Annotated in this window: 14 protein-coding genes and 1 tRNA gene; 6 read left to right on the top strand and 9 right to left on the bottom strand. The window is 67.5% G+C overall.

Annotation, left to right across the window (positions count from 1 at the left end; translation table 11 throughout):
• The first annotated feature begins 94 nt into the window (after positions 1-94).
• The 3 genes from HMPREF0591_RS23120 to HMPREF0591_RS23110 are packed head-to-tail and all read left to right on the top strand — an operon-like array spanning position 95 to position 3,714.
• Positions 95-1,231, top strand: a complete 1,137-nt coding sequence (locus tag HMPREF0591_RS23120; protein ID WP_007171106.1) for a spirocyclase AveC family protein — start codon at positions 95-97, stop codon at positions 1,229-1,231.
• Position 1,232: 1 nt separating this feature from the next.
• A complete protein-coding gene (locus tag HMPREF0591_RS23115; RefSeq protein ID WP_007171105.1) occupies positions 1,233-2,048 on the top strand; it encodes a CbbQ/NirQ/NorQ/GpvN family protein in 816 nt (271 codons plus the stop codon).
• Between the two features lies 1 nt (position 2,049).
• Positions 2,050-3,714 (top strand): nitric oxide reductase activation protein NorD, encoded by a 1,665-nt coding sequence (locus HMPREF0591_RS23110; RefSeq protein WP_007171104.1) that lies wholly within the window; start codon positions 2,050-2,052, stop codon positions 3,712-3,714.
• A gap of 320 nt (positions 3,715-4,034) precedes the next feature.
• On the opposite strand, the gene HMPREF0591_RS23105 is transcribed toward HMPREF0591_RS23110, so the two are convergent.
• From HMPREF0591_RS23105 to HMPREF0591_RS23080, 7 genes are all read right to left on the bottom strand, one after another.
• Positions 4,035-4,108, bottom strand: a tRNA-Ile gene (locus HMPREF0591_RS23105).
• Positions 4,109-4,195: 87 nt separating this feature from the next.
• Positions 4,196-4,552, bottom strand: a complete 357-nt coding sequence (locus HMPREF0591_RS23100; RefSeq protein ID WP_040623770.1) for a hypothetical protein — start codon at positions 4,550-4,552, stop codon at positions 4,196-4,198.
• Positions 4,553-4,638: 86 nt separating this feature from the next.
• Positions 4,639-4,824 carry a hypothetical protein gene (locus HMPREF0591_RS32560; protein WP_007171102.1) on the bottom strand — a complete coding sequence of 62 codons (186 nt, stop codon included), beginning with the start codon at positions 4,822-4,824 and terminating at the stop codon, positions 4,639-4,641.
• Positions 4,825-4,898: 74 nt separating this feature from the next.
• A complete protein-coding gene (locus HMPREF0591_RS23095) occupies positions 4,899-5,294 on the bottom strand; it encodes a DUF732 domain-containing protein (protein ID WP_040623660.1) in 396 nt (131 codons plus the stop codon).
• A gap of 417 nt (positions 5,295-5,711) precedes the next feature.
• Positions 5,712-6,578 (bottom strand): carboxymuconolactone decarboxylase family protein, encoded by an 867-nt coding sequence (locus HMPREF0591_RS23090; RefSeq protein ID WP_007171100.1) that lies wholly within the window; start codon positions 6,576-6,578, stop codon positions 5,712-5,714.
• Between the two features lie 62 nt (positions 6,579-6,640).
• Positions 6,641-8,014: a TldD/PmbA family protein gene (locus tag HMPREF0591_RS23085; RefSeq protein WP_007171099.1), complete on the bottom strand. Its 1,374-nt coding sequence runs from the start codon at positions 8,012-8,014 to the stop codon at positions 6,641-6,643.
• Positions 8,011-9,540 (bottom strand): TldD/PmbA family protein, encoded by a 1,530-nt coding sequence (locus HMPREF0591_RS23080; protein WP_007171098.1) that lies wholly within the window; start codon positions 9,538-9,540, stop codon positions 8,011-8,013. Before HMPREF0591_RS23080 ends, HMPREF0591_RS23085 begins: the two co-directional genes overlap by 4 nt.
• A 59-nt stretch (positions 9,541-9,599) precedes the next feature.
• Here HMPREF0591_RS23080 and HMPREF0591_RS23075 point away from each other — a divergent pair, with 59 nt between their 5' ends.
• The 3 genes from HMPREF0591_RS23075 to HMPREF0591_RS23065 all read left to right on the top strand — a co-directional run bounded on the left by HMPREF0591_RS23075 (position 9,600) and on the right by HMPREF0591_RS23065 (position 12,688).
• Positions 9,600-10,484, top strand: a complete 885-nt coding sequence (locus HMPREF0591_RS23075) for a carbohydrate ABC transporter permease (protein WP_007171097.1) — start codon at positions 9,600-9,602, stop codon at positions 10,482-10,484.
• Entirely contained in the window at positions 10,471-11,286 is an 816-nt protein-coding gene (locus HMPREF0591_RS23070; RefSeq protein ID WP_007171096.1) for a carbohydrate ABC transporter permease, read from the top strand. Before HMPREF0591_RS23075 ends, HMPREF0591_RS23070 begins: the two co-directional genes overlap by 14 nt.
• 79 nt (positions 11,287-11,365) lie before the next feature.
• Positions 11,366-12,688 (top strand): extracellular solute-binding protein, encoded by a 1,323-nt coding sequence (locus HMPREF0591_RS23065; RefSeq protein WP_007171095.1) that lies wholly within the window; start codon positions 11,366-11,368, stop codon positions 12,686-12,688.
• Here the strand turns inward: HMPREF0591_RS23065 and HMPREF0591_RS23060 are convergent.
• Both HMPREF0591_RS23060 and HMPREF0591_RS34715 read right to left on the bottom strand, forming a co-directional pair.
• The gene (locus HMPREF0591_RS23060) at positions 12,685-13,563 is read right to left on the bottom strand and encodes a universal stress protein (protein ID WP_007171094.1); all 879 of its coding nucleotides are present in this window, start codon (positions 13,561-13,563) and stop codon (positions 12,685-12,687) included. The two genes, HMPREF0591_RS23065 and HMPREF0591_RS23060, sit on opposite strands and share 4 nt — an antisense overlap.
• On the bottom strand, positions 13,560-13,711 hold a 152-nt coding region (locus tag HMPREF0591_RS34715; RefSeq protein WP_007171093.1), incomplete at its 5' end, for an amino acid permease C-terminal domain-containing protein. The genes HMPREF0591_RS34715 and HMPREF0591_RS23060, both read right to left, overlap by 4 nt.

Here is a 13,711-nt window from a genome sequence, read left to right as displayed (position 1 = left end):
TGCCACGAATCGCAGAATCCGCTTTCGAGTTCAGATACTACTCGGTATATTCGCGACGAATCAGTAGCTAAAATGTCCGGAAAGGCACGCACTCATGAGTGATCTCTCCAGCAAGCCTGCACCGCCGGTGGTCACCGAGGTGGCGGACAAGATCAAGCCGGTCCAGGTCTGGGCCGTGGCAGGAGGGCTCCTCCTGGCATTGCAGATCTATGTGTGGACCCGCTGGGTCACTGGACCGTACTTCACGCGAGTGCCCCAGGGGCCCAGCGATCCGCCGATGTACATGAAGGTGGTCCTGACCGCCAATGCGGTCGCGATGATCGTCCTTCTGCCGACGGCCATATGGTGGTTCCTCATCCGGCCCTGGGTACGCGAGCGGCGCATCACACTGGACGGACTGATGCTGGTCTCGTGCGCCCTGTTCTTCTTCCAGGATCCGCTGCTCAACTACGTCAACACCTGGTGTACGTACAACACCTGGCTGTGGAATCGCGGCTCCTGGTCGCCGTACATCCCGGGTGCACTGTCGCCGGAATCCCCGGGCCACCAGGTCGCAGAACCTCTGCTGATCAACGCAACGGGCTACGGAATGGTGTTGTTCTTGGCCATCGCCGGTTGTTGGCTGATGCGCAGGATCAAGAACCGGTGGCCGGGCATCAGCAACCTTCGCCTCATCCTGGTCACGTACGCCGCCGCCATCGTCCTCGACTTCCTCATGGAGGGGCTGTTCATGCTCCCGGCCGGGCTGTACACGTATCCCGGTGCCATCCGGTCGGTGACGATCTTCGCCGACACCTACCACCAATGGCCCATCTACGAGGGACTGATGTGGGGCGGCGTCATGACCGCGCTGAGCTGCCTGCGCTTTTTCACCGACGATCGGGGCCGTGCCGCCGTCGAACGCGGACTCGACCAGGTGGGTGGCGGTTTCGCGCGACAACAGTTCGTCCGCTTCCTGGCGATCTTCGCCGCCGTCAGCGCCAGCTTCTTCTTCTTCTACAACGTGCCCGCACAATGGATCGGCCTGCACTCCGACCCCTGGCCGGCCGATCACCTCAAGCGGTCGTATTTCAACGGCGGCATCTGCGGCGACGGGACCGATGTGCCCTGCCCGGATCCCATCCTGCCGATGCCGACCAAGCGCTCCGGCTACATCGACACCGACGGGAAGCTGACCCTGCCCGAGGGCGCACAGCTGCCGAAGACCGTGCCCTTCGAGCCGGGCAACTGAGGTGCTGACGAACGGACAACCAGAGTCTGTCCAATCCGACTGCTCCACACCGTTCTACAGAGCCGTTGGCGACGAGGCGGAGGTCTTCCGCGCCGCCGCCCGCCGCGGAGTTCCCGTGCTGTTGAAGGGGCCCACCGGCTGCGGCAAGACCCGGTTCGTCCAAGCGATGGCACATGAGCTCGGACGCGAGTTGATCACCGTGGCCGGCCACGAGGACATGACATCGGCCGACCTGGTGGGCCGATTCCTGCTCAAAGGCGGCGAAACGGTCTGGGCGGACGGGCCGTTGACCCGGGCGGTGCGCGAAGGCGCCATCTGCTATCTCGACGAAATCGTCGAAGCGCGCCAGGACACCACCGTGGTCATCCATCCGCTCACCGACCACCGCCGCGAACTACCCCTCGACCGCCTCGGCACCACACTGCAGGCCGCACCAGGATTCCAATTGGTCATCTCCTACAACCCCGGCTATCAGAGCGTCTTGAAGAACATCAAGGAGTCCACCCGCCAACGCTTCGTGTCCATCGACCTCGACTTCCCGCCCGCCGAGATCGAGGCGGAAGTCATTGCGCACGAGGCAGGTATCGATGCGGCCACCGCGGGCGCCCTGGTTAGGCTCGGCAATGCGATCCGCGGACTGGAGGGCTCGCCGCTGCGCGAGGCGGCGTCCACCCGCCTGTTGATTCTCGCGGGCGTCCTCGTCGCAGAAGGGCTCACGCTGCGCAAGGCGGTCCGATCGGCGGTGGTGCAGACGCTCTCCGACGACCCGGAAGTCATTCGGGCATTGGGCGAACTGGCCGACGCTGTGCTCGCGTGATATGACGGACCCCGGACGGTTTCGGCTGCTGGCAAGTCACGTCGCGGGCCGGACCGTCGAGGTCGCAGTGGCGGCCGCGGGCCAGCCGGCATACACCGACCGTCGGGCGATCTTCGTGTCGGCGGAGCGGCCCGGTGATGAGCAGCGCCGGGAGGTGTTGCTGCAGGCGGCATTACTGAGCTGTGCCAGCTTGGACCCCAGCGTTATCAAGGTCCTGAGAGCCCGCCCGCGGCTGGCCCGCCGATACCTGATGCTGGAGGGACACCGCGCACTGACCGAACTTGCCGGCCGGCTAGCGGCCGCCGCCGCATTGTGTCTCCCGGGACAACCTGAATCATCCAGCAGCACAGACTCACTCGCCATCGCCAAGAGTCGACGAAAGCTGCCGGAGCCCCCGGGCTGGTTCGGGCAGATCAAACCCGCGGCACTGCTGCGCGCCGACGCCGGACCCACAACGACAGCTTTGGGAACTCAAGTTGCGCGTCTGTCCTTCGACCCGCCGGACGTCGCCTCTCCCGACGACGAGGAGGATGACGGGCCCGCCGAGCGCAGCAGGATCCTGAAACTCTTCGAGGCGCCGGCATTCTCATCGCGCGCGCTGTCTGAATACATTCGCAAACTGCTGGGTACTTCCCGATCATATGGCGATGATTCGGCCGGAGCCGAACTGGACCTCGGCTCGCTGCGGCGCGCCCGCGGTACCGCTGCCAGTGTTCGACCACTGCCCACCCGCATCCGGTTCACCGATGCAGCCAACCCAGGAGCCGCGGTGGGCGTCGGGGGTGCCCTGTACCCGGAGTGGGACGTGCACACCGGCCGCTACCGGCCCGAGTGGTCTCACGTCGTCGACTTCCCGCTCACCGCGGGACCAGATGCCGTCACCCTAGTCGCCGATGACGTCCTTCGCCGGCGGCTTGCACGAATAGGATTGGGCTTCATGGCATTTCGAGCGCGTCCCGAGGGCGACGAACTCGACACCGAAGCATTGGTGGATCTGTTCGTCGATCTGCGGTGCGGCTATGCACCGTCGGGCGATGTCTACCTGCAGCGCCGCAAAACCGCCCGCGACCTCGGCGTGCTGATCCTGCTCGACGCATCCGGATCGGCGACCGACACAGACCGCGAGGGCAGGGCGGTCCACGAGCATCAACGTCAGGCCGCTGCCACCCTCACCGCCACGCTGGAAGCACTCGGTGACCGGGTCGCCCTCTACGGGTTTCGCTCCAACAGTCGCCATACAGTGCAGCTGCCAGCCATCAAAACCTTCGACCAACCCTTCGGCGTTCGGGAACGATCGCGGCTCGCGCACCTGCTGCCGTCGGGCTACACCCGGCTGGGAGCCGGCATCCGCAGAGCGGCCGACATTCTCAGGACCCGGGCCGGAACACCGAACCGGTTGCTCCTCGTGCTGTCCGACGGCTACGCATACGATCACGGCTACGAAGGCACTTACGCCGAAGCCGACGTCGCCAAGGCCGTCGAGGAGGTGCGGGCCGACGGTATCGCCTGCCTGTGCCTCGCCGTCGGTGCGGACCCCGACGCCGCGGCGCTCGCGCGCGTCTTCGGTTCCGCGAGCCATGCCAGGGCGGCCACGCTGGCTGCGCTGAGTCCCCGGATGGACGAGTTGTTCAAGTCCGCCCTCGGCGAACTCGCCACGTCGCGCTAGCGCTTAGACCCGCAACTTGGCCAGGTCAAACGCGCCGCGGTCTGGAAGTCAGCGCGTTGGGCTAGCGGCTCGGTCCATCGACACCGGGCCCGGTGGCATCTGCCCGTACCAACCACAGTGACCCGGGACCGGATCGAACGCGACGGTTGGTCTTTGAGTTGGACAATCGCGGGGTTGCGCCGTCAAGCATCAGCCGAGGTCACACGCCTCTGGAGTGTCACGGATCAGCCGGAGTAGGTGTCACGCATCAGCCGAAACACTGTCACCCATCAGCGGAAGACAAAATGTCACGCATCAGCCGAGGTCATACACCTCTGACGTGGGGCGGGCGGGGCTCGAACCCGCGACCAACGGATTATGAGTCCGCGGCTCTAACCAACTGAGCTACCGCCCCTGGGATGTTCAGTAGGAAACGGTAGCCCAAGCGCACGGACCGAGCCCGCCGCGCTCCCCGAAGAGAGGCGCCGGGCTCGGCAGGGCGTCACACCGGCGCGGGCTGGCCCGGCAGTTGCCGCGCGGCCTGGTCCTTGAGCCGGGGAATGAGATCCGGCGCGTACACGTAGATCGCCGACTCGACCTCCCACTCGGCCTGCTTCTGGGACATCGACGTGGTCCTGGTGATCATGTTGATCAACTCCTGCGCCTCCCCGAACGGATTCGGGTTGGCCCGCACCTGACTGGCGAACCACCGCCCCTCGGCGGCCTCGCTGCAATCGTTGAAATCGGCGTTGTGCACCATCTTGTTCTGCGCCAGCAGCCTGATGTACTGATCGTCCGCCGGGCTCATACTGCACGACGCCGACGCTTGCGGCGCCGACACGACGGCACCACCGAACATCGTCGCCCCCAACACGACGGCGGCGGCCCCCGCCGCCAGCCCTTGCGCGCGCGATCGCGTAATCCTCACGTTTCCAGACCCCCTCATCATGGAAATTTGCTGGTTTCTCTTTCGCGCTGCACATCGGGTACCACCGACGCGAAGTACAGCAAACGAACGGCGACTGAAATATTCAATGAACAGCGGTTTGCCAATAACGTCAGTGCGCGTGAAAAACCCAGGCTGCTTTCAGCGGTAAATCGATCGATGGTTGGCGTCAACGGCAACCACATGTGTTGTGTCGAACGGACGCCCGCGGCGTGACGCCTCGGTTAGCCGATTCGGCCGTCCGCGAACAGTCGGCGCCCTACTCGGCCGGCCAGTTGAAGTGCGCGGCTTGATCCTTGATCTTGGGGATCACTTCCGGCGCATACACGTAGATCGCCGACTCGACCTCCCACTCGGCCTGCTTCTGGTTCATCGAAGTGGTGTTGGTGACCATGTTGACCAGCTCCTGGGCCTCCCCGAACGGGTTGGGGTGGTTGCGGACCTGGTCGGCGAACCAGCGCCCCTCGGCGGCCTCGGTGCAATCGCTGAAGTCGGCGTTGTGCACCATCTTGTTCTGCGCGAGCAGGTTGATGTACTGGTCGTCCTTCGGCGTCAAATTGCACGACGCCGAAGCCTGCGGCGCCGAGAGCACAGCGCCACCGAGCATCGAGGCGCCCAGCGCGACGCCGGCAGCCCAGACCGATGACACTCGCATCCGCGAGCGTGAACGAGTGGTTGTCATCCCCGGACCTCCCTCTGCGTGGGAGCGGTGTGCTCTCCGACGCAAGCCAAACTTTGTTGTGGCAACTACTAACCGAGACTGCAACCCAGGTCACGGCCAACAGTCACCCGGTCAATGGTCATCAACTCAGGCGGCGCTGCCAGCTGAGATCACCGTCACGTATCAGTTTCGGTGCCGAGCAATAAATTTAGCCAGTATCAGCCGCCCGAGCGACGAACTTTTGTTTGCGCGACCGTGTACGGATGGTTAACATTTCGTGCTTCGCGCCGGCCCGGGGCCGGTCGGCCGATCCCCGTCGACCGCGGCGTCGCCTCTAAAGACGCCGGCCCGACCAGTGGCTGAACACCCGCAATGGGTGCTCGGTGGCCATTCGAAGCGCCACCCGGGCCGTCAGCCGAAGACGGTTTGTCCGTCGGCCCCGAGCAGGTATCGCTCGGTACCCTGCTCGACCCGGGGGGCGTCGGCGCCCAAGGCGACGGCGATCTTGTTGCTTGCATTCCGCATGATGTCAAAGGTGAGCTCGACGGCCTCGGCCTCGGAGAACCGGGAGCGCACCTCGGCGGCATCGTCGGCGGCGAGGTGCGCAGGCGTCCAAATTAACGCATCGGCGTAGCGGAGCGCGGCTTTAACGCGGTCATCGAGCAAGCTCGACGACTCGAAACGATCGATCTCGTCGTAAAGCGTCTCCGAACCACCGGCGTCGAGCGCGGTGCCCTCGCGCAACGACTTGCACAATCGGCAATTGTGTTGAGCCGCGCCGCGCAACCGGACCAACTCGGAGGTGACCGGGTCGAGCGCCCGCATCCGGGCCACCGCGGGCAAGAAGTCGTCGAACACCAGACCCGACGGCTCGGTGGTGTGATCCCAGGCGAGGGAGCCGTCGACCCAGCCGAGGTACTGCGCGCCGACGCCGAGCGCTTCCAGCCCGGCCCGTACCCGCGGAACGAAATCCGCGATGTACATCAGGACGACCACGCCAAAGGCCCTGTCCCCCAGCCGCTTGACGAACCGGGACCGTTGCTCGCCGGTGACCGCGGAGACGTCGGCGCTGAATTGCTCGGCGAACTCGACGACGACGAGTTCGTCCTTCGACTCCGGCGCGCCAACCTCGACGGCGGTGGGCAACGGCGGCAGCGACAGCGTCTGGGCACACGTCCGCCGGATCAGCGCGGCAAGGCGAGCGTCCGCCGGGGAACCCGGGGACAGGGCCACAAGCCGTGCCAGCTGATCTTCTCGTACCGAAACCGGAGCCGCCATTCGTCACACGCTAGAACGCGGTTCACCCAGCGGCAATGGTCTATCGCGGGCCTATCGCGGGCCTATTGCGCCTGACTCACCGACGACATGTAGAAGTCCGGTATCCGCAGCGACGGCATCGCCGTGCGGGTGGCCCAGTCCGCCCACTCGCGGGGCAGGGTCTTTTCGCTCAGCCCGGCCTCGGTGGCCCGCCGCAGCAGGTCCAGCGGGCTCTCGTTGAACCGGAAGTTGTTGACCGCGGCGGTCACCTCGCCGTCCTCGATGAGGTAGACGCCGTCGCGGGTCAGCCCGGTGAGCAGCAGCGTGGTGGGGTCGACCTCGCGGATGTACCACAGGGTGGTCAGCAGCAGACCGCGTTCGGTGGCCGCGATCATGTCGGTCAGCCCGGCCGACCCGCCGGTCATCACCAGGTTGTCGGCGGCGACCGCGACCTCGGCCCCGAATTTGGCGGCCGTCGCCCGCGGGTAGGCCAGCGCGTTGATCACCCCGCCGCGGATCCAGTCCACCTGAGAAATCTCCATGCCGTTGTCGAACACCGACACCGTCTCCGACGAGCTGCTCGCCGCGACGAACGGTGTGCACGCCAGGCCCGGCGCCATCGGATCGGAGAACAGCGTCAGCGGCAGGTCGGTGAGCCGCTCCCCCACCCGCGTCCCGCCGCCGGGCGCCGAGAACGCGGTGCGGCCCTCCCGGGCGCCGCGGCCGGCCATCGACCACGCCAGGTACAGCATCATGTCGGCCACCGTGGACGGCGGCATGATCGTCTCGTACCGTCCCGCGGGCAACTCCACCCTGCGCTCGGCCCAGCCGAGCCGCGTCGACAGCTCGTCGAGCAGCGAATCCATGGGCACGTCGACGAAGTCGGGCGTCCCGATTCCCGCCCAGGCGCTCGCGTCGCCGCGCTTGCCGTTGATCTCCACCGCCCCGGCGGGCTGGCTGTAGCGCCGGCGCACCCCCGTCGACGACGCCAGGAACGTCGTCGAAACACTGTGGTGCGCAAACCCGTACAGCCTGTCGGTGCCGCGGAAGCCCCGGCTCAGGGAGTCGGCGACGTCCGCGAACACCAGGGGCCCGGTGCCCGGCACCGGCGCGTCCCAGTCAACCGGCACCCCGGTGTCGGCCAGCAGCGGCGCGGCGTCACCGGCCTCGGGCGCCGAGCGGGCCGCCTCCTGGGAGGCCGCGACCAGCTCGGGGATGACCCGCGGATCCACCTCGGCGGAGACCATCGTGCCGATCCGCGCGCCGGAGCCTTCACGGACGACGGAGATCACCGTGATGCTGCGGTTGACCGAAACCCCGTTGGTGGTCATCGAATTGCCCGCCCAGCGCAACGTCGCCTCGACCTTGTCGGTGACGAGCACCATGGTCTCGATGGCGCCGCCGAGCTTACCGGCCTCCTCGAGGACGAGGTTGACGACGTGCTGCGGGGTGATCATCGGCCGCCCTCGGTCCGGGTGTTGAGCACGTTGACGCCGCGGAACAACGCCGACGGGCAGCCGTGGCTGACCGGGGCGATCTGGCCGGGCTGGGCCTTACCGCAATTGAATGCGCCGCCCAACCGCCAGGTCGACGGGCCGCCGACGGCCTCCATGGAGTTCCAGAAATCGGTGGTGGTGGCCTGGTAGGCGACGTCCCGCAGTTGGCCGTCCAACCGACCGTCGCGGATGCGGAAGAACCGCTGACCGGTGAACTGAAAGTTGTAGCGCTGCATGTCGATCGACCATGACTTGTCGCCGACGATGTAGATGCCGTCCTCGACGCGGCCGATCAGGTCGGCGGTGCTGACGTCCTCGCGCGCCGGTTGCAGCGACACGTTGGCCATCCGCTGGATCGGCACGTGATGCGGCGAGTCGGCATACGAGCAGCCATTGGACCGCGGCTGCGCGAGGTCCTTGCCCAGCCTCAGCGCGAAGACCCGGTCGAGCTGATAGCCGACGAAGATGCCGTCGCGCACCAGATCCCAGGTCTGCGCCGCGACTCCCTCGTCGTCGTAACCGACGGTCGCCAACCCGTGCGCGACGGTGCGGTCGGCGGTCACGTTCATCACCGGGGAGCCGTACCGCATGGTGCCGAGCTTGTCCGGCGTGGCGAACGACGTTCCGGCGTAGGCGGCCTCGTAGCCGATCGCACGGTCGTATTCGGTTGCGTGCCCGATGGATTCGTGAATCGTCAGCCACAGGTTCGTCGGGTCGATCACCAGGTCCTTGCGTCCCGCCGTCACGCTGGGCGACTTGACCTTCTCAGCCAGCAGCGACGGCAGCTGCGCCAACTCGTCGGTCCAGTTCCACACCTCGTCGCCGGCCAGCACCTCCCAGCCGCGGCCGGTCGGCGGGGCCAGCGTGCGCATCGAGTCGAAGCTGCCCGCCTCGGCGTCGACGGTCACCGCCTCCAGCGACGGCTGCACCCGCACCCGTTGCTGGGTGATCGACGACCCGAAGGTGTCGGCGTAGAACGTCTGCTCCTTGACGGCGGTCAGCACCGCGGAGACGTGGTCGACGCCGTCGGCGCTGAGCAGCCGGCCGGAGTACTCCTCGAGCACGCCGATCTTGTCGGTCGCCGGGACGGTGAACGGGTCGATCCGGTAGTCGGAAACCCAGGTGGCGTCGGCGTACACCGGTTCGGGCGCCAACTCGACCCGCTCGCTGTTCAGCACCGCCAGGGTGGTGGCCACCTGCACCGCGTGCCGCGCGGTCTCGGCGGCGACCGCGGGCGCCAGCTCGGCGTGCGACGCGAAGCCCCAGGTGCCGTCGACGATCACCCGCACGGCCAGGCCGACCTCGCGATCGACGACCGCGGTCTGCAGCTCGCCGTCGCGCAGCTGGATGATCTCGGTCATGATCCGGTGAACCCGCAGGTCGGCGTAGCTGGCGCCGGCGGCGGTGGCCGCCGCGAGGGCGGCTTCGGCCAGCTCGTGGCGCGGCAGGTTCAGGAAGTCGGCATCGATCCCCCGGTTCGGTGTCACGGCTCCACCGTAACGGCCGCGCGCCCCAAACCCCGGCGCCGCCCGCTTTAATTACCTGCATGGCCAGCGGCGTCGGAAGGGCACAGCCCCGCTCCACCGCGCTGGGCTACGCCCTGCTGGCGCCGAGCCTGTTCGGCGTCATCGCCTTCCTGCTGCTGCCCATCCTCGTGGTGATCTGGCTGAGCCTGTATCGATGGGACCTGCTGGGCCCGCTGCGTTATGTGGGCCTGGCCAACTGGCGGTCGGTGCTCACCGATCGCAACTTCGCCAACTCGCTGATCGTCACGGCCCTGTTCGTGGCGATCGTGGTTCCGGCCCAGACGGTGCTGGGCCTGCTGGCCGCGTCCATGCTGGCCCGCCGGCTGCCCGGCACCGGCCTGTTCCGCACCCTCTACGTGCTGCCCTGGATCTGCGCGCCGCTGGCGATCGCGGTGCTGTGGCGCTGGATTCTGGCCCCCACCGACGGAGCCGTGAGCACCCTGCTGGGACACAGCATCAATTGGCTGTCGGACCCCAGCTTCGCGTTGCCGCTGGTGTCGGCGGTCGTCGTGTGGACCAACGTCGGCTACGTTTCGCTGTCGTTCCTGGCCGGCCTGCTGGCGATCCCGGACGACATTCACGCCGCCGCGCGCACCGACGGCGCCACCGCATGGCAGCGCTTCTGGCGGATCACCCTGCCCATGCTGCGGCCGACCACCTTCTTCGTCCTGGTGACCGGGATCGTCAGCACGGCACAGGTTTTCGACATGGTGTACGCGCTGACCGGTGGCGGGCCGGCGGGCAGCACCGACCTGGTGGCCCACCGGATCTACGCCGAGGCTTTCGCCGGCGCGGCGATCGGGCGCGCATCGGTGATGGCGGTGGTCCTGTTCGTCATCCTCATCGGCGTCACGATGGTGCAGCACCTCTACTTCCGGCGGCGGATCAGCTATGACCTCACCTAGCCGGATCGTCGTCTACACCGGGCTCGTCCTCGGCGCACTGATCACGTTGCTGCCGTTCACCCTTGGCCTGCTGACCTCGTTCACCTCGGCGCATCAATTCGCCACGGGGACACCGCTGCAACTGCCGCGGCCGTTCACGCTGTCCAATTACGCCGACCTCGCCGGGGCCGGATTCGGCCGCGCGGCCGCGGTCACCGCCGTCATGACGGCGGTGATCCTGGTGGGCCAGTTGACCTTTTCGGTGCTGGCCGGATACGCGTTCGCACGGCTGGACTTTCCGGGCCGCGACGCCCTGTTCTGGGTCTACATCGCCACGTTGATGGTGCCGGGAACGGTCACGGTGGTGCCGTTGTATCTCATGATGGCCCAACTCGGCCTGCGCAACACGTTCTGGGCCCTGGTGTTGCCGTTCATGTTCGGCTCGCCGTACGCGATCTTCCTGCTGCGCGAGCACTTTCGCATCATCCCGAACGACTTGGTCAACGCCGCGCACCTGGACGGGGCCAACACCCTGGACGTGATCGTGCACGTGGTGATCCCGTCCAGCCGCCCGGTGCTGGCCGCCTTGACGCTGATCACGGTGGTCTCGCAGTGGAACAACTTCATGTGGCCGTTGGTGATCACCAGCGGCCACAAGTGGCGGGTGCTCACCGTGGCGACCGCCGATTTGCAGTCGCGATTCAACTCCCAGTGGACGTTGGTGATGGCGGCGACGACGGTCGCGATCGTCCCGCTGATCGCGCTTTTCGTGGTCTTCCAGCGCCACATCGTGGCCTCGATCGTCGTCTCGGGGCTCAAGTGATGCGCTCGCGCGCCGACATTGCGGTGAGGGCCGCGATTCCGGGCGATTCACGACCGCCACGGCAATCTGGGCGGAGATCGTGACCCGGCCGCGGTTTTCCACGCTGATGGCCGGGGCGCTCGCGCTGGTCGCGCTCCTGTTGGCGGCGACGGCGGTCCTGCTCGACTACTCCGGCCGGCCGCCCGGCGGCAAGACCGTCGTGACGGTGCGCGTGTGGGCCGAGCAGATCGCCGCGGCCTATCGACGGTCGTTCGAGGCGTTCAACCGCACGCATCCCGGCATCACCGTGCACACCAGCGTGGTCGCGTACTCGACCTACTTCGACACGCTGCGCACCGACGTCGCCGGCGGCAGCGCCGACGACATCTTCTGGCTGTCCAACGCCTACCTGGCCGCCTACGCCGACAGCGGCCGGCTGATGAAGATCGATGTCGCCGCGCCGGCGTGGGATTCGGCGGTGGTCGGCCAGTTCACCCGCGGCGGCGCGCTGTGGGGGGTCCCGCAGCTGACCGACGCCGGCATCGCGCTGTACTACAACGCGGACCTGCTTGCCGCGGCCGGCGTCGACCCCGCCCGGCTGGACGGTCTGCGGTGGAGCACCGACGACCGCGACACGCTGCGCCCCACGCTCGCCCGGCTGACGGTGGACGCCGACGGACATCGGGGAGACGCACCGGGTTTCGAGCCCGGACGGGTCCGGCAGTGGGGGTACAACGCCGCGAACGACCCGCAGGGCATCTACCTGAACTACATCGGCTCGGCCGGCGGCGTCTTCCAGCGCGGGGACACCTTCGCGTTCGCCAATCCCGCTGCGGTGCAAGCCTTCCGCTACCTGGTTGGCCTGATCAACCGCGACCATGTGGCACCGCCCGCCTCGGATACCAACGACAACGGCGACTTCTCCCGCAATCAGTTTCTGGCCGGCAGGATGGCGCTCTTCCAATCCGGCACCTACAACCTGGCCCCGGTGGCCCGCGACGCCCGCTTCCGCTGGGGTGTGGCGATGATGCCGGCGGGCCCGGTGGCCCGGGTGAGCGTCACCAATGGCATCGCGGCGGCCGGCAACGCCGCGACGAAGCATCCCGGCGCGGTGCGCGAGGTGCTGGCCTGGATGGGCAGCAGGGAGGGCAACGAGTTTCTGGGTCGCGAGGGTGCGGCCATCCCGGCGGTCCTGACCGCTCAGCCCGTTTACTTCGATTATTGGTCGGCCCGCGGCGTGGACGTCACACCCTTCTTCAGCGTGCTGAACGGCCCGCGGATCGCGGCTCCCGGCGGCGCCGGCTTCCCCGCCGGCAGCGACGCGCTCAAGCCCTATTTCGACGAAATGTTCTTGGGCCGTGGCGATGTCGCGGCGACCCTGCAACGGGCGCAAGCGGCCGCGAACGCCGCGGCGCAGCGTTAGCCGGGCAGCACCAGCACCGGGACCGGGCTCTCCCGGATGATCTTGGTGCTGCGGGAGCCGAGGAAGACGCGCCTGATGTCGCCGCGCGGGCGGGTGCCCAACGCCAGGATCTCCCCCTCCTGCCAATCCGCCTTCTCGAGCGCCTCATTCCAGCTGCGGCCGGTAACCACTTGCAGCGCAACGTCTTCGCCGACGACCCCGGTCGTCTTCAGTTCCTCCAGGATTCCTCGCACCTGAGACGCCCAGGCCCGCAGCACCTGGTCCTCGACCTCGAGCCCGACCTCCGGTGGATACATCGTCTTGCCGCGGACCGCGAAGGTGATCACCCGCACCGGCACACCGAATCGTTGACCGAACTCGAAGCAGCGTTTCACCACGTCGACCGAGTCCGGGGTCGCCGAGTAGGCGCAGGTGAGGCGGGTCAGCTTGCCCTGGTGGGCACGGTAATTGCGCGGGCTGATGGCCACCGGCACGGGGGACGCGTGCAGCAGCCAGTCGGCGGTGGAGCCGATCAGGACTTGGCCGCGGCCACCGCTGGGCAGCGAGCCCAGCACCAGCACGTCGGCGTCGACCTCGTGGATGACGTCGAGGAGCCCGCCCGAGACCGATCCGTGCGCGCGGTGCACGTAGTCGACGGCTACCCCTTCCGCGACCGTGTCGAGAAAGCCGGCGGCCTCCTTCGCCGACTCCGCGGCCAGCGCGTCGGCCCACAACTCGAACTCCGCGTCGACGCGGGCGCGCGACGGCGTCAGCCACGGCTTGGGCACGATGGTCGCCACGGTGAGCGAGGTGCCGCGGGTCCGCGCGATGCGCACGCCCAGGTGCAAGCCGGAAAGCCCCACCTTGCCGGCCCGGTAGCCGACGACGACGGTCACAGCGCATCCCGTTGCAGCGATTCGTCGTTGAGCGCGCTGTGGTGGCGGCCCCACACGAAGTAAAAGATCAACGCCAGCACGACCCAGCCGCTGAACGCGATCCAGGTGTACCAGTGCAGGCTGGCGAGGATGTATCCGCACGCCAGCA

It is taken from the genome of Mycobacterium parascrofulaceum ATCC BAA-614 (genome assembly GCF_000164135.1).
In the GTDB taxonomy this organism is placed as follows: domain Bacteria; phylum Actinomycetota; class Actinomycetes; order Mycobacteriales; family Mycobacteriaceae; genus Mycobacterium; species Mycobacterium parascrofulaceum.
This window is presented reverse-complemented; position numbering and strand designations above follow the sequence as displayed.